This window comes from Shewanella sp. 5_MG-2023 (assembly GCF_030547465.1).
Lineage (GTDB): Bacteria > Pseudomonadota > Gammaproteobacteria > Enterobacterales > Shewanellaceae > Shewanella.
Map to the genome: position 1 here is coordinate 43,956 of NZ_JAUORC010000012.1, position 20,133 is coordinate 64,088.

At 42.9% G+C, this 20,133-nt stretch carries 16 protein-coding genes and 2 tRNA genes; 16 read left to right on the forward strand and 2 right to left on the reverse strand.

Going from position 1 to position 20,133, the window contains the following annotated elements; genetic code table 11:
* Positions 1-12: 12 nt before the first annotated feature.
* The gene (gene carB, locus Q4557_RS08740; protein ID WP_102477158.1) at positions 13-3,237 is read left to right on the forward strand and encodes a carbamoyl-phosphate synthase large subunit; all 3,225 of its coding nucleotides are present in this window, start codon (positions 13-15) and stop codon (positions 3,235-3,237) included.
* Between the two features lie 277 nt (positions 3,238-3,514).
* Positions 3,515-3,991: a transcription elongation factor GreA gene (greA, locus tag Q4557_RS08745; protein WP_076542843.1), complete on the forward strand. Its 477-nt coding sequence runs from the start codon at positions 3,515-3,517 to the stop codon at positions 3,989-3,991.
* 131 nt (positions 3,992-4,122) lie between these two features.
* Here greA and yhbY read toward each other — a convergent pair whose 3' ends face one another.
* Positions 4,123-4,422, reverse strand: a complete 300-nt coding sequence (yhbY, locus tag Q4557_RS08750) for a ribosome assembly RNA-binding protein YhbY (RefSeq protein WP_076542846.1) — start codon at positions 4,420-4,422, stop codon at positions 4,123-4,125.
* A 90-nt stretch (positions 4,423-4,512) separates the two neighbouring features.
* Here yhbY and rlmE point away from each other — a divergent pair, with 90 nt between their 5' ends.
* The 14 genes from rlmE to rpsO all read left to right on the forward strand — a co-directional run bounded on the left by rlmE (position 4,513) and on the right by rpsO (position 17,866).
* The gene (rlmE, locus tag Q4557_RS08755) at positions 4,513-5,142 is read left to right on the forward strand and encodes a 23S rRNA (uridine(2552)-2'-O)-methyltransferase RlmE (protein WP_055023704.1); all 630 of its coding nucleotides are present in this window, start codon (positions 4,513-4,515) and stop codon (positions 5,140-5,142) included.
* Between the two features lie 54 nt (positions 5,143-5,196).
* Positions 5,197-7,158 carry an ATP-dependent zinc metalloprotease FtsH gene (gene ftsH, locus Q4557_RS08760; protein WP_241901040.1) on the forward strand — a complete coding sequence of 654 codons (1,962 nt, stop codon included), beginning with the start codon at positions 5,197-5,199 and terminating at the stop codon, positions 7,156-7,158.
* A gap of 135 nt (positions 7,159-7,293) precedes the next feature.
* Entirely contained in the window at positions 7,294-8,133 is an 840-nt protein-coding gene (gene folP, locus Q4557_RS08765; protein WP_102437915.1) for a dihydropteroate synthase, read from the forward strand.
* Between the two features lie 79 nt (positions 8,134-8,212).
* Positions 8,213-9,556, forward strand: a complete 1,344-nt coding sequence (gene glmM, locus Q4557_RS08770) for a phosphoglucosamine mutase (protein WP_102520106.1) — start codon at positions 8,213-8,215, stop codon at positions 9,554-9,556.
* 151 nt (positions 9,557-9,707) lie between these two features.
* Positions 9,708-10,490 (forward strand): triose-phosphate isomerase, encoded by a 783-nt coding sequence (gene tpiA, locus Q4557_RS08775; RefSeq protein WP_076542857.1) that lies wholly within the window; start codon positions 9,708-9,710, stop codon positions 10,488-10,490.
* Positions 10,491-10,494: 4 nt separating this feature from the next.
* Entirely contained in the window at positions 10,495-10,818 is a 324-nt protein-coding gene (secG, locus tag Q4557_RS08780; protein WP_076542859.1) for a preprotein translocase subunit SecG, read from the forward strand.
* A 124-nt stretch (positions 10,819-10,942) separates the two neighbouring features.
* A tRNA-Leu gene (locus tag Q4557_RS08785) sits at positions 10,943-11,028 on the forward strand.
* A 74-nt stretch (positions 11,029-11,102) separates the two neighbouring features.
* Positions 11,103-11,179: transfer RNA gene (locus Q4557_RS08790), tRNA-Met, on the forward strand.
* A 170-nt stretch (positions 11,180-11,349) separates the two neighbouring features.
* Positions 11,350-11,805, forward strand: coding sequence for a ribosome maturation factor RimP (gene rimP / locus Q4557_RS08795; protein ID WP_303412147.1), 456 nt, complete (start codon positions 11,350-11,352; stop codon positions 11,803-11,805).
* Between the two features lie 29 nt (positions 11,806-11,834).
* Positions 11,835-13,334 carry a transcription termination factor NusA gene (gene nusA, locus Q4557_RS08800; RefSeq protein ID WP_076542863.1) on the forward strand — a complete coding sequence of 500 codons (1,500 nt, stop codon included), beginning with the start codon at positions 11,835-11,837 and terminating at the stop codon, positions 13,332-13,334.
* 25 nt (positions 13,335-13,359) lie between these two features.
* Positions 13,360-15,990, forward strand: coding sequence for a translation initiation factor IF-2 (gene infB, locus Q4557_RS08805; protein WP_102477160.1), 2,631 nt, complete (start codon positions 13,360-13,362; stop codon positions 15,988-15,990).
* A 59-nt stretch (positions 15,991-16,049) separates the two neighbouring features.
* A complete protein-coding gene (gene rbfA / locus Q4557_RS08810) occupies positions 16,050-16,475 on the forward strand; it encodes a 30S ribosome-binding factor RbfA (protein ID WP_102439559.1) in 426 nt (141 codons plus the stop codon).
* Positions 16,475-17,419, forward strand: a complete 945-nt coding sequence (gene truB, locus Q4557_RS08815; RefSeq protein WP_303412150.1) for a tRNA pseudouridine(55) synthase TruB — start codon at positions 16,475-16,477, stop codon at positions 17,417-17,419. The genes rbfA and truB overlap by 1 nt, the downstream gene beginning before the upstream one ends.
* Positions 17,420-17,596: 177 nt before the next feature.
* Positions 17,597-17,866, forward strand: coding sequence for a 30S ribosomal protein S15 (gene rpsO / locus Q4557_RS08820; RefSeq protein WP_076542867.1), 270 nt, complete (start codon positions 17,597-17,599; stop codon positions 17,864-17,866).
* Between the two features lie 113 nt (positions 17,867-17,979).
* On the opposite strand, the gene Q4557_RS08825 is transcribed toward rpsO, so the two are convergent.
* Positions 17,980-20,016 (reverse strand): bifunctional diguanylate cyclase/phosphodiesterase, encoded by a 2,037-nt coding sequence (locus Q4557_RS08825; RefSeq protein ID WP_303412152.1) that lies wholly within the window; start codon positions 20,014-20,016, stop codon positions 17,980-17,982.
* Positions 20,017-20,133 lie beyond the last annotated feature (117 nt).

The window sequence follows — 20,133 nt, forward strand, 5'->3', positions numbered from 1 at the left end:
AATAGATAAGCAATGCCAAAACGTACTGATATTAAAAGTATTCTGATCCTAGGCGCTGGCCCAATTGTGATTGGTCAAGCCTGTGAATTTGACTATTCTGGCGCACAAGCGTGTAAAGCGCTGCGTGAAGAAGGTTATCGAGTTATCTTAGTTAACTCTAACCCTGCAACCATTATGACAGATCCAGAAATGGCTGATGCGACATACATCGAGCCAATTCACTGGGAAGTTGTGCGTAACATTATCGCTAAAGAAAAACCTGATGCGATTTTGCCAACTATGGGTGGCCAAACCGCACTTAACTGTGCACTGCAGCTAGAAGCTGAAGGTGTACTAGAAGAGTTTAACGTTGAAATGATTGGCGCGACAGCTGACGCAATTGATAAAGCTGAAGACCGTAGTCGTTTTGATACAGCAATGAAGTCAATTGGACTTGACTGTCCTCGTGCTGGTATTGCCCATACAATGGAAGAAGCTTACGGTGTTTTAGACCAAGTTGGCTTTCCGTGTATTATTCGTCCATCTTTCACCATGGGTGGCAGTGGCGGTGGTATTGCGTATAACAAAGAAGAGTTTGAAGACATTTGTTCTCAAGGCCTTGAGTTATCGCCAACTAGCGAGCTGCTAATCGATGAGTCACTAATCGGTTGGAAAGAGTACGAAATGGAAGTGGTTCGTGACCGCAATGATAACTGCATCATTGTGTGTGCCATTGAAAACTTCGATGCCATGGGCGTGCATACCGGTGATTCAATCACTGTTGCACCAGCGCAAACACTGACCGATAAAGAATACCAATTAATGCGTAACGCTTCTTTAGCGGTACTGCGTGAAATTGGTGTTGAAACCGGTGGTTCAAACGTTCAGTTTGGTATTTGTCCAAACACTGGCCGTATGGTCATTATTGAAATGAACCCGCGTGTTTCTCGCTCTTCTGCGTTAGCTTCTAAAGCAACCGGTTTCCCGATTGCTAAAATCGCCGCGAAATTAGCGGTAGGTTTCACCTTAGATGAGCTAATGAATGATATTACTGGTGGTCGCACCCCAGCATCATTCGAGCCTGCAATTGATTACGTTGTGACTAAAGTGCCGCGCTTTAACTTTGAAAAATTTGCTGGCGCTAATGACCGTTTGACGACGCAAATGAAGTCAGTGGGTGAAGTCATGGCCATTGGCCGTACTTTCCAAGAGTCATTACAAAAAGCATTACGTGGACTTGAAGTTAACCGTAACGGTTTTGACCCGATTGTTGACCTTGCATCGCCTGAAGCAATGCAAACAATTCGTCATGAGTTAAAAGAGCCTGGTTGTGACCGTATTTGGTACATTGCTGATGCCTTCCGCGCTGGTCTAAGTCGTGATGATATCTTCAAGCTAACTAATGTTGATCATTGGTTCTTAGTCCAAATTGAAGATCTTATCGCCCAAGAAGCTAAAGTGGCTGAAGTGGGGATGTCAGGTCTTAACGAAGCCTTCTTACTGCAACTTAAGCGTAAAGGTTTCTCTGATGCACGTTTAGCACACATCTTAGGTGTCAGTGATAGCGAAGTGCGTAAAATTCGTGACCGCTTTGATATGCACCCAGTGTATAAGCGTGTCGATACCTGTGCGGCAGAATTTGCCACAGACACTGCTTACATGTACTCAACTTACGAAGAAGAATGTGAAGCCGCGCCATCAACCCGTGAAAAAATCATGATTCTTGGTGGCGGCCCTAACCGTATTGGTCAAGGTATTGAGTTTGATTACTGTTGTGTTCATGCGGCATTAGCATTGCGTGAAGACGGTTACGAGACCATTATGGTTAACTGTAACCCTGAGACAGTTTCGACCGATTATGACACCTCAGATCGCTTGTACTTTGAGCCAGTGACCTTTGAAGATGTGCTGGAAATCGTTCGTATTGAGAAGCCAAAAGGCGTTATCGTACAGTACGGTGGTCAAACACCGCTAAAACTGGCACGTGAACTAGAAGCGGCAGGTGTACCGATTATTGGTACAAGCCCCGATGCCATTGACCGCGCTGAAGACCGTGAGCGTTTCCAGCAAGCGATTCAACGTCTTGAAATGAAGCAACCTGAAAACGATACCGTAACAACGGTTGAAGGTGCGGTACTTTCTGCTGCCCGTATCGGTTACCCGTTAGTGGTTCGTCCATCTTATGTATTAGGTGGACGCGCAATGGAAATCGTTTATGACGAGCAAGACTTACGTCGCTACTTCAATGAAGCAGTAAGCGTATCTAACTCATCACCAGTATTGCTTGACCGTTTCCTCGATAATGCCATTGAAATCGATATCGATGCAGTTTGTGACGGCGAAATCGTGGTTGTGGGTTCTATCATGGAGCACATTGAACAAGCGGGGGTTCACTCAGGTGACTCAGGTTGTTCGTTGCCGCCATACAGCTTAAGCGAAGATGTTCAAAACCGTATGCGTGAGCAAGTGGCTAAATTAGCCATGGAGCTGGGCGTAATTGGTTTGATGAACGTTCAGTTTGCGGTTAAAGATGACGAAATCTACATGATTGAAGTCAATCCACGTGCTGCGCGTACAGTGCCATTTGTCTCTAAAGCAACCGGTATCCCGCTAGCGAAGATTGCTGCACGTGTAATGGCTGGTCAAAGCTTAGCATCGCAGAACTTCACTAAAGAAGTGATCCCACCATACTTTTCAGTAAAAGAAGTGGTATTGCCGTTTAACAAGTTCCCAGGTGTTGACCCAATGCTTGGCCCTGAAATGCGCTCTACAGGTGAAGTTATGGGTGTGGGTGAAACCTTTGCTGAAGCTTATGCTAAAGCCCAGCTTGGTGCCACAGCTGAAGTACCTAAGTCTGGCCGTGCATTAATTTCTGTGCGTAACAGTGATAAAGCGCGTGTGGCTGAACTTGCAGCTGAACTGATTGAGCTAGGTTATCAAATTGATGCAACTCATGGCACTGCAGTTATTCTAGGTGAAGCAGGTATTAATCCGCGCCTAGTTAACAAGGTACATGAAGGCCGTCCACATATTCTCGACCGTATTAAAAATGGTGAATACACTTACATCATTAATACCACTGAGGGGCGTCAAGCGATTGAAGATTCTCGTCAAATTCGTCGTGGTGCACTGCGTTATAAAGTGAACTACACCACAACATTGAATGCTGCATTTGCTACCTGTATGGCCCATTCAGCAGATGACCGTAATAACGTCAATTCAGTACAAGAATTGCATGAACGAATCGCTAAAAGTTAATAATATTTAATTTAACGTCGATTCGGTTAAAAAGGCTGCAGTCATGCAGCCTTTTTTATTACTATTTTTTGACACTCACTAGTAACTACTCGCAAGCTTATGTAAGCTTAGCTATCATCATTTGCTAGCCCTTCAGCGCGCGAGACTGTTTTGTTGCCACATGTCGCTATAAGTGAATGTGAGCATGACGACTCGACGTTTAATAATATAGATTTTACTGTGTTGATATGCGTGTCGACACGGGGTGCTTTTGTTTTTAAAGGAGACATAAGACATTATGAATACCGTCCCTATGACGATCATCGGAGCTGAACAGCTGCGTAAAGAATTAGATGAATTAAAATTTGTGCGTCGTCCAAGCATTACTGAAGCTATTGCTTCTGCACGTGAATTAGGCGACTTGAAAGAAAATGCTGAATATCATGCAGCCCGTGAAGAACAAGGTATTTGTGAAGCACGTATTCGTGATATTGAAGGCAAGTTATCAAATGCACAAATCATTGATGTGACATCAATGCCAAACAATGGCCGAGTGATTTTTGGCACAACAGTGACCATTGTCAATGTTGATACCGATGCAGAGTCAACTTACCGTATCGTCGGTGATGATGAAGCAAACATTAAAGAAAATCTTATTTCAGTGAATTCACCGATAGCGCGGGGATTAATTGGTAAGAACCTTGATGATGAAGTTGCCATTACCACACCTGGTGGCACCGCAGAATATGAAATTATCGCTGTAGAATACGTTTAATAAGTTACGACTTAAGACTGGTTTGCTATAGCGATAAAAAAACCACTGCATGGCAGTGGTTTTTTTAGGTCATATTCAATACCAGTTAATCAACAATCGACTAATATTAAGTAACCAGATGTTTGACGAAATTATTTTGCTTTTGGAACGGCAATTTTCATTTCAGCAGACTGACGGAAAATAACTAAGGTGTGACCGATAAGCTGTACTTTGGTAGATTGAGTTTCGCGAATAATCGCGTCAACTACAGCATTTTTAAGCTCTCTATCAGAAGAGCCTACTTTCACTTTAATTAGTTCATGATGAGTGAGTGCACTATCAATTTCAGCCAGTACACCTTCGGTCAAACCATTAGCACCAAGCAGCACTACAGGCTTTAAATTATGCGCCAGGCCTTTTAAATGCTGTTTTTGTTTGGTTGTTAAGTTCATTTGTACCAACTTTTTAAATGTTACTGTTGAAAAACGGCTATTCTACCCTTATATAAGCATGATGTAACTCCAAATCGTTACGGAATTTAAATGGCAACGAAGAAACGCTCGGCAAGTTCAAGCCGATGGATGCAAGAACATTTTGATGATCACTATGTAAAACTGTCTCAAAAGCGAGGTTTACGCTCTCGAGCTGCATTCAAGTTGGAAGAAATCCAACAAAAAGACAAATTAATTAAACCTGGTATGACAGTAGTAGACTTAGGCGCAGCGCCTGGCGGTTGGTCTCAAATTGCAGTTAAACTAGTGGGAGAAAAAGGTAAATTAGTCGCATGTGATATTTTACCTATGGATCCCATCGTGGGCGTCGACTTTTTACAGGGCGATTTCCGTGAAGAAAAAGTACTTGATGCTTTACTTGACCGCGTTGGTGAAGATAAAGTTGATGTAGTACTATCAGATATGGCGCCTAATATGAGTGGTTCAGATGGTGTGGATCAACCAAGGGCAATGTATTTAGTAGAATTAGCATTAGATATGTGTCATCAAGTTTTGGCATCTAATGGTAGTTTTGCAGTCAAAGTTTTTCAGGGGGAAGGCTTTGACGAATATATGAAAGCAGTGCGACAAGCTTTTACAACAGTGAAAACACGCAAACCAGATTCATCACGACCACGTTCACGTGAAGTTTATATAGTGGCGACTGGTTACAAGTTATAGTAGTCTAACGATTAATTATCGTGGGTCTTCAAGAGGTCTAACAATTTGAGTGACATGGCAAAAAATTTAATTCTCTGGGTTGTCATCGCCGTCGTGTTGATGTCAGTGTTTCAGGGCTATTCCCCCTCTTCTTCGTCAACGCAGAAGATGGATTATTCCGTATTCTTAGATAGTGTCCGAAACGGCAATATCAATTCGGTAGAAATTAAAAGTGATCAACGTACCATTGAAGGAGTAAGACGCTCTGGAGAGAAGTTCACTACAATCATGCCAATGTATGACCAAGATTTAATCAATGATCTTGATCGTAAAGGGATTTCAATGAAGGGCCAAGAAGCTGAAGAGTCAGGCTTCCTAACCCAAATCTTTATCTCTTGGTTCCCGATGCTGTTATTAATTGGTGTGTGGATATTCTTCATGCGCCAAATGCAAGGGGGTGGCGGTAAAGGCGCGATGTCATTTGGTAAGAGTAAAGCCAAATTGATGAGCGAAGACCAAATTAAAACTACTTTTGGTGATGTTGCAGGTTGTGACGAAGCAAAAGAAGACGTAAAAGAATTGGTTGATTACCTAAAAGAGCCAACCCGTTTCCAAAAGCTTGGTGGCCGCATTCCTACCGGTGTTCTTTTAGTTGGCCCACCGGGTACGGGTAAAACCTTACTTGCAAAAGCCATTGCTGGTGAAGCTAAAGTTCCGTTTTTCACTATTTCTGGTTCTGACTTTGTTGAAATGTTTGTCGGTGTCGGTGCATCACGTGTACGTGACATGTTTGAGCAAGCTAAAAAGTCTGCACCATGTATCATCTTTATCGATGAAATTGATGCTGTAGGTCGCCAACGTGGCGCTGGTGTTGGTGGAGGTCACGATGAGCGTGAGCAAACCTTGAACCAAATGCTGGTTGAAATGGATGGTTTTGAAGGTAACGAAGGTATTATTGTTATTGCTGCGACCAACAGACCAGATGTGTTGGATGCTGCATTGCTACGTCCAGGTCGTTTTGACCGTCAAGTGGTTGTTGGCTTACCGGATGTTCGTGGTCGTGAACAAATTTTAAAAGTTCATATGCGTAAAGTACCGTTAGCAGATGGTGTCAAAGCCAGCGTTATTGCTCGTGGTACCCCAGGGTTCTCAGGTGCTGATTTAGCAAACTTGGTGAATGAAGCTGCGCTATTTGCTGCTCGGGGTAATCGCCGCGTAGTGAGCATGGAAGAGTTTGAAAGTGCTAAAGACAAAATCATGATGGGTGCTGAGCGCCGCACTATGGTGATGTCTGAAGATGAAAAAGAAATGACCGCATACCATGAAGCAGGTCATGCGATTGTTGGTTGTTTAGTGCCTGAGCATGATCCTGTGCATAAGGTTACTATTATTCCACGTGGCCGTGCATTAGGTGTGACTTTCTTCTTACCTGAAGCTGATGCAATTAGTCAAAGTCGCCGTAAACTTGAAAGCCAAATTTCAGTTGCCTACGGCGGACGTTTAGCGGAAGAGATGATCTACGGTACAGAGCGCGTATCGACAGGTGCTTCACAAGACATTAAATATGCAACGTCAATTGCACGTAACATGGTGACCCAGTGGGGCTTCTCTGAAAAATTAGGCCCGGTACTTTATGCTGAAGATGAAAACGAAGTATTCCTAGGACGCAGTATGGGTAAAACCCAACATATGTCCGACGATACCGCCCGTATCATCGATGCCGAAGTAAAACACTTAATTGATTCAAATTACGATCGTGCGCATACTTACTTAAATGACAACATGGATATCCTCCATGCCATGAAAGATGCGTTAATGAAATTTGAAACCATCGATGCCGATCAAATTGATGATTTAATGAATCGTCGCGAAGTTCGTCAGCCAGCCGATTGGGATGCTGATGACTCAATTGATGATAAAGATAAAGGCACGCCTGCAAACACGACAGAGACTAAAGCTGACTCTGAAGCTGCAGACGCAGATAAAGCAGATGATAAATCAGAATCGACACCAGATACTGATGCGCCAGCTAAATAACGCTGAGTTAAATTAACGTAAAAAACCCCGAAAGGGGTTTTTTTATATTTATTGCTTTGTGAACAAAAGTATTTTAATTCAGCTAATAGAGTTAAATATTATCTAACTCATTAAATTGAGTATAAGTGAGGTTGTGTGTTTGAACTTAAATCGGGAGATAAAACCCTCTCGCTAGCCAGTCCGATTGTTATGGCTATCATTAATGTAACCCCAGATTCTTTTTCTGATGGCGGTCAACATGCCACGTTTGAAAGTGCTTGTCAGCAAGTTGATAAAGTCATCAGTCAAGGGGCTAAAATAGTTGATATTGGCGGCGAGTCAACCAGACCAGGTGCTACAGCAGTTACTTTAGAAGAAGAGCTCGCTAGAGTTATTCCTGTCATCGAATATACTGCCCAAAACCATGATGTGTGGATTTCAATCGATACCAGTAAGCCGCAAGTCATGGAAAAAGCAGTTGCTGCAGGCGCCCATATTATTAATGATGTTCGTGCGCTACAAGAGCCCGGCGCGCTGGCAATGGCAACTATGCTCGATGTGCCCGTATGTTTAATGCATATGCAAGGGCAACCAAAAGATATGCAAGACTCACCAGAATACGACGATGTTATCCAACAAGTTAATGACTTTTTGTCGCTAAGGGTAGATTATTGTTTAGCAGCAGGTATGTCTCGAGAAAATATCATTTTAGATCCAGGCTTTGGCTTTGGTAAAACTCTTGAGCATAATTATCAGCTGTTAGCCAAGTTACCGGAACTACATAGTTTGCATTTTCCCGTGCTGGTAGGTTTATCAAGAAAAAGCATGATCGGGGATTTATTACAGCGTGATATTAATAATCGCTTAGCAGGTAGTCTTGCTGGGGCGATGATTGCGGCGCAGCAAGGGGCGCAAATTATACGGGTACATGATGTTGAAGAAACCGTGGATGCACTCACTGTGATGTCAGCGACAATGGCAAGTTTACATAACTAACCTTTTCAGTCATTTTAAACATGCATTTTTTGCCTAGGTTACGTTATCAAGTGGTATGAATTCACTTTGAGAGGTACACATGCAGCAAAGACAATTTTTTGGAACTGATGGTATTAGGGGCAAGGTCGGCGCGGGTAAAATGACCCCCGAGCTTGCTCTTAAGCTTGGCTGGGCAGCGGGAAGGGTGCTTTCACGCAGTGGCACCAAGAAAGTGATTATCGGTAAAGACACACGGATTTCGGGTTACCTGTTTGAATCCGTACTGGAAGCCGGCTTATCTGCCGCTGGCTTAAATGTATTATTGGTTGGGCCTATGCCGACGCCAGCTATTGCTTATTTAACCCGAACTTTTAGGGCCGAAGCTGGCATTGTTATTAGTGCCTCCCATAATCCCTATTACGATAATGGTATTAAGTTTTTTTCAGCTGACGGCAGTAAGTTAGATGATGCGCTTGAATTAGAAATAGAGCATGAACTTACCAAAGACTTAGTTTGTGTTGAGTCTCATTTATTGGGCAAAGCGGCAAGAATTGATGATGCAGCAGGACGCTACATTGAATATTGTAAAGGTCATTTCCCTGCTGAGCTGACTTTAGCTGGGCTTAAAATTGTGGTTGATTGCGCTCACGGCGCAACATATCACATTGCTCCTAGTGTTTTTAAAGAGCTTGGCGCAGAAGTGATCACCATTGGTGATAAACCTAATGGATTAAATATTAATGACAATGTTGGCGCGACATCCATGGCGTCAATATGCGAGCAAGTGCTGCTAGAACAGGCTGATGTCGGCATTGCCTTAGATGGCGATGGTGATAGGATCATGATGGTGGATCACCAAGGTAATGTGATTGATGGCGATCAAATTCTTTATGTGCTTGCCGCTAATGCACTTAATAATGGCACTTTGAAGGGCGGGGTTGTTGGCACCTTGATGTCAAATTTAGGCTTGGAGTTGGCATTTAAGAGATTGAATATCCCCTTTATGCGCTCAAAAGTAGGTGACCGTTATGTCATGGCGTTGATGCGTCAACACCACTGGCGTATTGGCGGCGAAAGCTCTGGACATATACTCGATTTAGATCACGGCACGACAGGGGACGGTATCGTGGCGGGAATTTTAGTGTTAGCGGCAATGCAGCAGCAACAATTATCGTTAGCACAGTTGGTTAAACCGCTAAAAATGTTGCCTCAAGTATTAATTAATGTCACTTTTAATAGTGAGACTGATCCATTATCAGCGTCAGCGGTCATCACTACCCTGCAGCATGTAGAGCAGCTATTAGGTAAAACCGGTCGAGTTTTACTTAGAAAATCCGGCACTGAGCCCTTAATAAGGGTGATGGTTGAAGGTGAAGATGTGGCATTGGTCACATCTTTTGCACAACAGATTGCTGATGCAGTGCAACGCGTTAGTAAATCCTAAATGTTATATATTAATTGTTTATTTATTAATACTTAATCGTACCGAGTAAAAAAACAACACTCTGACACGTTATAGTAATTATTCCTAACTTAGGTATTGTAACTTGTTTGGTGGTTCGTTATTATTCACGCCGCTTTGAAAGGAGACAGTAATGGCACTCAGACGTCCTATGGTAGCTGGCAACTGGAAAATGAATGGCAGTTCGGCTTTAGCCCAAGAGTTATTCAGCAAGTTCGCTACAAAGCTCCAAAATGATTCTGCTGAAGTAGTTTTGTGTCCACCTTCAATTTACCTTGAAAGTGTAAGACAACTACTTGAAGCAAATAAGCAAACCTTAGATGGCGCGCTTGTAAGAATGGGCGCACAAAACCTTAGTCAGCATGACTTTGGAGCCTACACTGGTGAAGTTTCCGGTAAAATGCTAAAAGATTCAGGATGTCGATATGTGATTATCGGCCATTCCGAACGCCGTCGTATGTATGGCGAAACAAGTAATATCGTTGCAGAGAAATTTGCTGCAGCACAGAAACATGGTTTAACGCCGATTCTTTGTGTTGGTGAATCTGGTCCAGCTCGTGAAGCAAGACGTACTTTTGAAGTGATTGCCGAAGAGTTAGACATTGTGATTGAAAAGAATGGCACCATGGCTTTTGATAATGCCATTATTGCTTACGAGCCTTTATGGGCTGTAGGTACTGGTAAGAGTGCAACTCCAGAGCAGGCACAAGAAGTCCATGCGTTTATTCGTCAAAGACTTTCTGAAGTGTCACCGTTCATCGGAGAAAATATTCGTATTTTGTACGGTGGTAGTGTTACGCCTTCAAATGCAGCCGATATTTTTGCACAGCCAGATGTTGATGGTGGACTGATTGGCGGTGCTAGCTTAAACTCTAGCGAGTTTTTAAGTTTATGTTCCATAGCGATGAGCGCTTAATATTATGTATGAAGTTTTAATTGTAGTTTACTTGGTTGTTGCGATTGGTCTTGTTGGCCTAATCCTTCTTCAGCAAGGTAAAGGTGCTGATATGGGGTCTTCTTTTGGTGCTGGTGCATCAGGAACTCTATTTGGCTCAGGCGGTTCAGGTAATTTCCTGACACGTAGCACAGCTGTGCTAGCGATTGGTTTTTTCACTTTAAGCCTAGTATTAGGTAACTTAAGTGCTAACCATTCAAAGCAAGATGATGCATGGAATGATTTAGGTTCTGCAGTAGAGCAAGTTGAACAAGCTCCTACTCAAACTGAAACAAAGATTCCAGACTAAACAACAAATTGAGGCAACATAGTTTGTTGCTTCCATTAAGTTTTGTCTCTATTAGCTAAGTTAAGTTTCCTTCTCTCAAACTTAACCTCAAATTAGCTAATAGAAAATAGTAACAGTTACATATGCGGATGTGGCGGAATTGGTAGACGCGCCATCTTGAGGGGGTGGTGAGCTATGCTCGTGTGGGTTCAAGTCCCACCATCCGCACCAAATTTGATTAATCAAAGTTAATTGGATTAATCATTGCAAGAGAAGACGTAAGTTAATATAATTGCGCAAGTTGACGCGGGGTGGAGCAGTTTGGTAGCTCGTCGGGCTCATAACCCGAAGGTCGTCGGTTCAAATCCGGCCCCCGCAACCAGCTTATTGTCGATTGATTTTACGAAATTGCGTAAAACATTCTTCAATTAAAAGGTTCTATATTAAGACCTCGTCATTACGGGGTTTTTTGTTATATGGAGCTTGGTAACTCCGTGATTATACGGACTTTTTTGGGGCTTATGCCCTTTTTTTCGTTTTTGGGGGTCATTTTTGGCAACATTAGAAACTAAACTGACAGAAATGCTGACAGTACCTGTTGAGGCTATTGGTTTTCAACTTTGGGGTATTGAGTTTGTCCATGCTGGGCGTCATTCAATATTACGTGTATTTATTGATGGTGAAAGTGGTGTCAATATCGAAGATTGTGCCGAAGCCAGCCGTCAAGTTAGTGCTGTTCTAGATGTTGAAGACCCAATCTCGACAGAATACACATTAGAAGTTTCTTCGCCTGGGGTTGATAGACCTTTATTTACTGCAGCGCAATACACTGCATATATTGGCGAAGATGCAAAAGTACAATTGACGATGCCAGTAGCGGGTAGTCGTAATTTAAAAGGTGTCATCACGGCAATCGAAGGGCAAATGCTAACGATAAACGTAGATGGTGAAGATTTGATAGTGGCTTTAGATAATGTACGCAAAGGCAACATTATTGCGAAGTTTTGATAGTTTCAAGGTGAACGAGGCAAGACATAATGAATAAAGAGATTCTGCTAGTCGCAGAGGCGGTATCAAATGAAAAAGCCGTCCCGCGTGAAAAAATATTCGAAGCGCTAGAAATTGCTCTAGCCACTGCAACTAAGAAAAAGTATGAAGGCGAAATTGAAGTTCGCGTTGCTATCGACCGTAAAACTGGCCACTACGACACTTTCCGTCGTTGGATGGTTGTCGATGATCAAGGTGAAGCTTTAGAAAACCCTTACAGCGAAATCACACTTGAAGCTGCGCGATATGAAAATCCAGAAATTCAACCTGGTGAGTTCATCGAAGATGAAATCGATTCAGTTGTGTTTGACCGTATTACGACGCAAACCGCGAAGCAAGTTATCGTACAAAAAGTACGTGAAGCTGAACGCGCTCAAATCGTTGAACAGTTCATTGAACGTGAAGGCGAGATTGTTACTGGTGTCGTTAAGAAAAGCACCCGTGAAAGCGTTGTTGTTGATTTAGGTAATAATGCTGATGGTGTTATTTACAAAGAAGACATCATTAGCCGTGAATCATTCCGTCCTGGTGACCGTGTACGTGCTTTACTTTATGCAGTTCGCCCAGAAGCTCGCGGTGCGCAGTTATTTTTAACGCGTAGCAAGCCTGAAATGATCATTGAGTTATTCAGAGTAGAAGTACCTGAAATCTTAGATGAAGTGATTGAAATCATGGGTGCAGCACGTGACCCAGGCGCTCGCGCTAAAATCGCCGTGAAAACCAATGACAAACGTATCGATCCTATCGGTGCTTGTGTTGGTATGCGTGGCGCACGTGTTCAAGCTGTTTCAAATGAGTTAAGTGGTGAGCGTGTTGATATCGTTATGTGGGATGACAATCCAGCACAATACGTTATTAACGCAATGGCACCTGCTGATGTTGCTTCAATTATTGTTGATGAAGACAACCACTCAATGGACATTGCTGTTGAAGCAGACAGCCTAGCACAAGCGATTGGTCGTAATGGTCAAAACGTACGTTTAGCGACTCAGTTAACAGGCTGGGAATTAAACGTAATGACTGTTGAAGACCTTAACAAGAAGCATCAGGCTGAAAGCGCTAAAATCGTTAACTTATTTGTTGAAACACTTGAAGTTGACGAAGATTTTGCAACAGTACTTGCAGAAGAAGGCTTTACGTCTTTAGAAGAAATTGTTTACGTACCTGAAACAGAATTATTAGACATTGATGGTTTTGACGAAGACATCGTAACTGCGCTACGCGAACGTGCAAAAGCGGCGATTTCAACTAGAGCATTAGCGTCAGAAGAAGCACTTGATGGTGCTGAACCGGCTGCAGATTTATTAGCGTTAGATGGTTTAGAAAAGCATTTAGCATATGTTCTTGCAAGTAAGGGTGTAATTACCTTAGAAGACTTAGCGGAACAAGGCATTGACGATTTAATTGATATTGAAGAATTGACAGAAGAAAAAGCAGGTGAGCTCATCATGGCTGCCCGTAATATCTGTTGGTTTGGCGAAGAAGCATAAGTCGATCAACAGGGGGATTTAATTGATGGCAGATACAAGTATAGATAAATTGGCCGCGGAAGTGGGCAAAAATGTAGACAGACTGATTGAACAGTTTGCCGACGCAGGGATCAAGAAAACCAAAGCTGATTCAGTTTCAGAAGCTGAAAAGCAAACATTGCTTGATCACTTGAAAAAGCAACACGGTGGCGATCAAGCGCCGCAAAAAATGACATTACAACGCAAAACCGTTTCAACACTCAGTGTTAATGCCGGTGGCGGGCAATCTAAAGACGTTAAAGTTGAAGTACGTAAAAAACGTACTTTTGTTAAACGTGACGATAGCGATGCAGCGAAAGAAGCTGAACTAGCAGCGCAAAAGCAGCAAGAAGCAGAAGCTGCGGCGAAAGCTGCTGCAGAAGCTAAGGCTAAAGCGGACGCAGAAGCGAAAGCGAAAAAAGATGCAGAAGCTAAAGCGAAGAAAGAAGCTGAAGCGGCTAAAGCCAAAGCAGCTAAAGCTGAAGATCCTGAGTCTGCTGCTGCGCAAGTAGAAGCTGATCGCCTTAAAGCGGTTCAAGAAGCGACTTTAAAGAAAAAGCAAGAAGAAGAAGCGGCATTAGCTGCTGAAACTGCTCGCAAGTTAGCTGAAGAAAACTCAAAGCGTTGGGCTGAAGAAGAGCGTCAACGTATTGAAGCTGAAAAGAACGGTGATCACCATGTGACTACCTCTAAAGCGGCGCGTGCTGCTGAAGATACTTCAGATGCTAACGATGAAAAACGTGGCCGTCGTGCACGTAACAAGAATGCTAACAAGAAACGTGGTGGCAAAGGCGGTCGTGATAACCGTAGCAATGCTGCACGTAACAAGAGCACTGCTCCTGAATCTATGGCACATGGTTTCAACAAACCTGTTGCTGTGGTTAAAGGCGAAGTACGTATCGGTGAAACAGTATCTGTTGCTGAACTTGCTCAACGTATGTCTCTTAAAGCCACTGAAATCATCAAGCAGATGATGAAAATGGGCTCTATGGTTACCATTAACCAAATCTTAGACCAAGAAACAGCACAAATGGTTGCTGAAGAAATGGGTCATAAGGTTATTCTTCTTCGTGAAAACGAATTAGAGCATCAAGTACTTGGTGATCGTGATGAAGAAAATGTGGTACTAGAGACTCGTGCTCCAGTCGTTACCATCATGGGTCACGTTGACCACGGTAAGACTTCATTACTTGATTACATTCGTCGTGCCAAAGTTGCTGACGGTGAAGCCGGTGGTATTACCCAGCATATTGGTGCATACCATGTAGAAACTGAAAATGGCATGATCACTTTCTTAGATACTCCTGGTCACGCGGCGTTTACGTCAATGCGTGCTCGTGGTGCTAAAGCAACTGATATTGTTATTTTGGTTGTGGCTGCAGACGATGGTGCTATGCCGCAAACTATCGAAGCGATTCAACATGCTAAAGCTGGTAACGTGCCGTTAATCGTTGCAGTGAACAAAATGGATAAGCCAGAAGCTGACCCAGAGCGTGTTAAGAGTGAATTAGCTCAACACGGTGTTATGTCTGAAGATTGGGGCGGCGAACACATGTTCGTAAACGTTTCGGCTAAAGCGGGTACCGGTATTGACGAATTACTTGAAGGCATTTTACTTCAGTCTGAAGTATTAGAGCTTAAAGCTGACCGTTCAGGTATGGCTGCTGGTGTTGTTATTGAATCTAAATTGGATAAAGGTCGTGGCCCAGTTGCTACTGTACTTGTTCAAGAAGGTACTTTACGCCAAGGCGATATCGTTCTATGTGGTCTTGAGTACGGTAAAATCCGTGCAATGAAAGACGAGAACGGTAAAGCAATTACTGAAGCTGGTCCATCAATCCCTGTAGAGATCTTAGGTCTTTCAGGTGTACCTTCAGCTGGTGATGAAGCAACAGTTGTTCGTGATGAGCGTAAAGCACGTGAAGTTGCACTTTATCGTCAAGGTAAATTCCGTGATGTTAAACTAGCACGTCAGCAAAAATCTAAGCTTGAAAACATGTTCGCGAACATGACCGAAGGCGAAGTGCAAGAACTTAACATCGTTCTTAAAGCAGACGTTCAAGGCTCACTTGAAGCAATTTGTGAATCATTAGCTAAACTGTCTACTGATGAAGTTAAAGTTAATATCATCGCTCGTGGCGTTGGTGCATTAACTGAAACTGATGCTACGCTAGCTGCAGCTTCAAATGCCATCATGGTTGGTTTCAACGTGCGTGCAGATGCACAAGCGCGTAAGACTATCGATTCTGAAAGTGTTGATTTACGCTACTACAGCGTTATCTACGACTTGATTGATGAAGTTAAAGCGGCGATGACGGGCATGCTTGCTCCTGAATTCAAGCAACAAATCATTGGTCTGGCAGAAGTTCGTGATGTATTTAAGTCGCCTAAGATTGGTGCAATTGCCGGTTGTATGGTTACCGAAGGTACCATCAAGCGTAGCGCTCCTATCCGTGTACTACGTGACAACGTGGTTATCTACGAAGGTGAGCTAGAATCATTACGACGCTTTAAAGATGACGTTGCTGATGTTCGTAACGGCATGGAATGTGGTATCGGTGTGAAGAACTACAATGACGTCCGAGTGGGCGATCAGATTGAAGTCTTCGAGACGGTCGAAGTGGCCCGAACGCTGTAACACAGAAAGGGCGGCGTAAGCCGCCTTTTTTATTTTTATAAGGCTATGGTAACAATATTATGGCAAAAGAATTTAGTCGTACTCGTCGAATCGCGCAGCAGCTGCAACAAGAGCTTGCTATGGTGTTACAGCGCGATATGAAAGACCCTCGCATCGGTTTTGTTACAGTAAACGATGTTGATGTGTCACGAGATTTAAGCTACGCAAAAGTATTTGTGACCTTCTTTGAAGAAGATCGTGAATTAGTCGATCAAAAAGTCGAAGCACTTGCTGCAGCAGCTCCTTACATCAGAACACTAATTGCTGGCCGCATGAAGCTACGTGTTATGCCTGAACTACGTTTTGTCTATGACAGTTCATTAGTTGAAGGTATGCGTATGTCTAACTTAGTAAGCCAAGTGATTACGAGTGATAAGGCAAAGCAAGAAAAGTTTGGTTCTGAAGAATCAACTGACGCTGAAGAAAATACAGAAGGAAAAGACTAATGGCTCGTCGTCGCAAAGGGCGTTTTATTGATGGCATAGTGCTATTAGATAAAGGAACTGGCATCAGTTCTAACCATGCTTTGCAACGTGTCAAACGTCTCTACCAAGCTAACAAAGCCGGCCATACTGGCGCTTTGGATCCATTGGCAACCGGGATGCTACCTATTTGTTTAGGTGAAGCAACCAAGTTTTCTCAACATTTACTTGATGCTGATAAGCGTTATTTAGTGACGGCCAAGTTAGGTGAAAGAACTGATACCAGTGATTCTGACGGTGAAGTTGTGCAGATAAGACCTGTCAATTTTACCCAAGAAAAGCTTGAAGTGTCACTTGAACACTTTCGTGGTAAAACCATGCAAGTTCCTTCTATGTATTCGGCATTAAAGTATCAAGGTCAGCCTTTATACAAATATGCACGTGAAGGCATTGAAGTCCCCCGTGAAGCCCGACCAATTAATGTGTTTGAGTTGCTATACGTCAGCTTAGAAGGTGATGAGTTAACCTTAGACATTCATTGTTCTAAAGGTACTTATATTCGCACCATCGTTGATGATTTAGGGGAAATGCTAGGCTGTGGCGCTCATGTCATTATGCTTAGACGTACTCAAGTTGCTGACTATCCATATGAAAAAATGGTGACCTTAGAGCAATTGATGGCGATGGTAGATGAGGCTGAAAAGTCTGAAATACCTTCAAGTGATGTATTAGACCCATTACTATTACCAATGGATACCGCGGTCGCGAACTTTGCTGAAGTAAATTTACCTGAGACCAGTGCTCAGTATATTTTACAAGGCCAACCTGTTCAGGCTGAAGGTGTGCTAGATGATCAACTTCTACGGATCACTTTAGGTGAGTCAAGAAAGTTTATTGGCATTGGCTTTAAAAATGATGATGGCTTACTCGCACCCAAAAGATTAGTGGTTGACCACAGTCAAGAGTAGTGGCTCTAACTTGTTAGTTTAATCTATATCAATCTGTATATTTTACTGTGGCAAGATTGCCGCAGTCGGATATGCAGATTTTTTATTGCGGTAAGCTGCGCTTTCGGTTAATATATCGCGCCCTCAGGCTGAGTTAGTGATCGGCTTGAGATAATTTAATTTTTTCTGGAGATATTTATGTCACTAAGTAATGAACAAAAAGCTAAAATCGTAGCTGAATTCGCACGTTGTGAAAACGACACTGGTTCAACTGAAGTACAAGTAGCTTTATTGACTGCACAGATTAACCATCTACAAGGTCATTTCAAAGAGCACATCCATGATCACCATTCACGTCGTGGTCTACTACGTATGGTTAGCGCACGTCGTAAGCTTACTGCTTACCTTAAGCGTACTGACGTAGCTCGTTATACTGCTCTAATCCAGAAGTTAGGTTTACGTCGTTAATAACGACGTTTAATTTGCTTATTGCTTGCGGTAAGTAGATCAAACCGTAAAAAAGGAGGCTATGCCTCCTTTTTTATTGGCTAAAATAAATGTAGTTTAACTAGCATTCTTGTTTACGCCTGCTCTACCTTTACCTGCTGCTCACCAAAATAGCGCGCTTCAAACTCGTCTTGTGGTAAAGGTTTACTAAATAGAAACCCCTGACCAACTTGGCAATGATGTTGTTGTAGCCATGCCAGCTGCGCTTGGTTTTCAATCCCTTCTGCAACAATATCCAGATTTAGCTGTTGCCCTAGCATTAGAATAGTGGAGGCGATGGCGCCATCATGGGGTAAGTCAGAGACAAAGCAGCGGTCGATTTTCATTGTGGTAATAGGCAAACGGCGTAAATAAGACAAAGATGAATAGCCGGTACCAAAATCATCCACGGCAATACCAAAACCGGCACTTTTAAGTTGTTCGAGTTTAGCGATGGCTTGAGTGATATCATTCATCAGTGATGTTTCGGTTATTTCGATTTCCAATAACTCGGGGCGAATTTGATAACGTAGCGCCAATTGTTTGATATCGGATACCAAGCTTGCATCAGCAAACTGCTGTGAAGCGACATTTACCGCAATGGGAATGACGCGGTTGTATTTTTTCTCCCACTCACGGAGCAGCTTACAACTTTGCTCAATAACCCATCTGCCGATGGGAATGATAATGCCAGTTTCTTCAGCGATAGGAATAAACGCCATGGGTGGCACAAGTTTGCCGTCTTTTTGCCAGCGGATTAAGGCTTCACAGCCGACAATTTCATTAGTTTTAAGATCTAATTTGGGCTGAAAATAAAGCCTAAATTCATTTCGCTTAAGCGCATTGTGTAAAGAGGCCTCGGTTTTTAATCTAAGTGCGGCATGTTCGGTCATTTGCTGCTTGAAAAAGGCCCACTGGTTTGAACCCGCAGCTTTAGCGCTATACATGGCAATATCGGCGTGCCGGATAAGATCCTCAGCGCCTTGGCCATCTTCAGGGTATATCGCAATACCAATCGAGGCCGCAGGGTGAATCGTATGCTCATTCAGCTGTATTGGCATATTGAGTTGCTTTAACAGCTGTTCAACGAAATCAGCGGCGTGTTGCGGGGTTTTTATATCATCTGCAACTATAACAAACTCATCACCTCCTAGGCGGGCCACGCTGCCTTTATCAGCGATGCCCGATTCTAAAATTCGGGCTATTCTTACAAGGAATTGATCACCGATAGTATGCCCTAAAGAGTCATTTACATTTTTAAATCTATCGAGGTCAATAAATAATAGTGCGAATTGGCGTTTGTGAACGCGCGCACGTTGTATGGTGACACTTAATGTTTCAAGTAGTAGGGTTCTATTGGGCAAATTAGTGAGAGGATCTCGGGTGGCCATTTTTCGTAATTTGTTTTGAGCCTGACTGAACTGCAATAAGATTTGATTTAATTTTGTGGAGACAAGTCCAAGCTCGTCATCTTTATGGGCACAGGTTATGGGAATGAGGTTTTCATCCGGTAATTCAGGATCAATGTTATCAATGGCTTCGCTGATCTGCGCGATTGGCTGAGTGAGGAATCGGTGAAACACAATCGTGAGCACTAAAGTGAGCAATAAGGCTCTGGCTAAGGTGGCGATAAAACTTAACTGAAGTCGGTTAAACAAATTATTGGTCATTGCTTGAATATCGTAATGGATAGATAAGGTGCCAATTTGTTGCTGTTTTTTATCGCCCTCAAAATAGTGCGGTCGATACAAAGGTCGTGAGATTTCCTTTAACTCATCAAAGAGCAAGTAACTCAAACTGTCATAGTAAGTTGGATATCGTTTGGCCTGATGACTTGCTTCAACATACAAGGAATTGTCATCTAAGGTGATGATAGCAGAACGAATATCATCAATTTTTACAATACCTTCTAAGTTTTGCTGGGTCTGTTTGTCATCTAAAGCCCACACCACATTAGATATGGTTTGTTCAACAGAATTGACGAGTTCTTGCTGGGAGGCCTGGATTTGCTGTTTGGTGGTAATAACAACCAGTGCAAGCTCGACAATAAAAATAGCAATAGCAAAAAATAATGCTGTGAACACCACTAAATTTGTTTGCTTCCATGTCAAAGACTTAAACTGTGGCGGCATTATTTTATTTCCATTTGCAATAACGTTGAGCTTACTTTTGTTGGCGGGCTAACAAAATCTTAAATTACCTAAAAAACCTGCTTGTTATTGTTAGGTATTTTCTACCTTTCACTGTAG

Coding starts and splice junctions, on each gene's coding strand:
- carB (WP_102477158.1), top strand. CDS start 13: ATGCCAAAACGTACTGATATTAAAAGTATTCTGATCCTAGGCGCTGGC.
- greA (WP_076542843.1), top strand. CDS start 3,515: ATGAATACCGTCCCTATGACGATCATCGGAGCTGAACAGCTGCGTAAA.
- yhbY (WP_076542846.1), bottom strand. CDS start 4,422: ATGAACTTAACAACCAAACAAAAACAGCATTTAAAAGGCCTGGCGCAT.
- rlmE (WP_055023704.1), top strand. CDS start 4,513: ATGGCAACGAAGAAACGCTCGGCAAGTTCAAGCCGATGGATGCAAGAA.
- ftsH (WP_241901040.1), top strand. CDS start 5,197: ATGGCAAAAAATTTAATTCTCTGGGTTGTCATCGCCGTCGTGTTGATG.
- glmM (WP_102520106.1), top strand. CDS start 8,213: ATGCAGCAAAGACAATTTTTTGGAACTGATGGTATTAGGGGCAAGGTC.
- tpiA (WP_076542857.1), top strand. CDS start 9,708: ATGGCACTCAGACGTCCTATGGTAGCTGGCAACTGGAAAATGAATGGC.
- secG (WP_076542859.1), top strand. CDS start 10,495: ATGTATGAAGTTTTAATTGTAGTTTACTTGGTTGTTGCGATTGGTCTT.
- nusA (WP_076542863.1), top strand. CDS start 11,835: ATGAATAAAGAGATTCTGCTAGTCGCAGAGGCGGTATCAAATGAAAAA.
- infB (WP_102477160.1), top strand. CDS start 13,360: ATGGCAGATACAAGTATAGATAAATTGGCCGCGGAAGTGGGCAAAAAT.
- rbfA (WP_102439559.1), top strand. CDS start 16,050: ATGGCAAAAGAATTTAGTCGTACTCGTCGAATCGCGCAGCAGCTGCAA.
- truB (WP_303412150.1), top strand. CDS start 16,475: ATGGCTCGTCGTCGCAAAGGGCGTTTTATTGATGGCATAGTGCTATTA.
- rpsO (WP_076542867.1), top strand. CDS start 17,597: ATGTCACTAAGTAATGAACAAAAAGCTAAAATCGTAGCTGAATTCGCA.
- Q4557_RS08825 (WP_303412152.1), bottom strand. CDS start 20,016: ATGCCGCCACAGTTTAAGTCTTTGACATGGAAGCAAACAAATTTAGTG.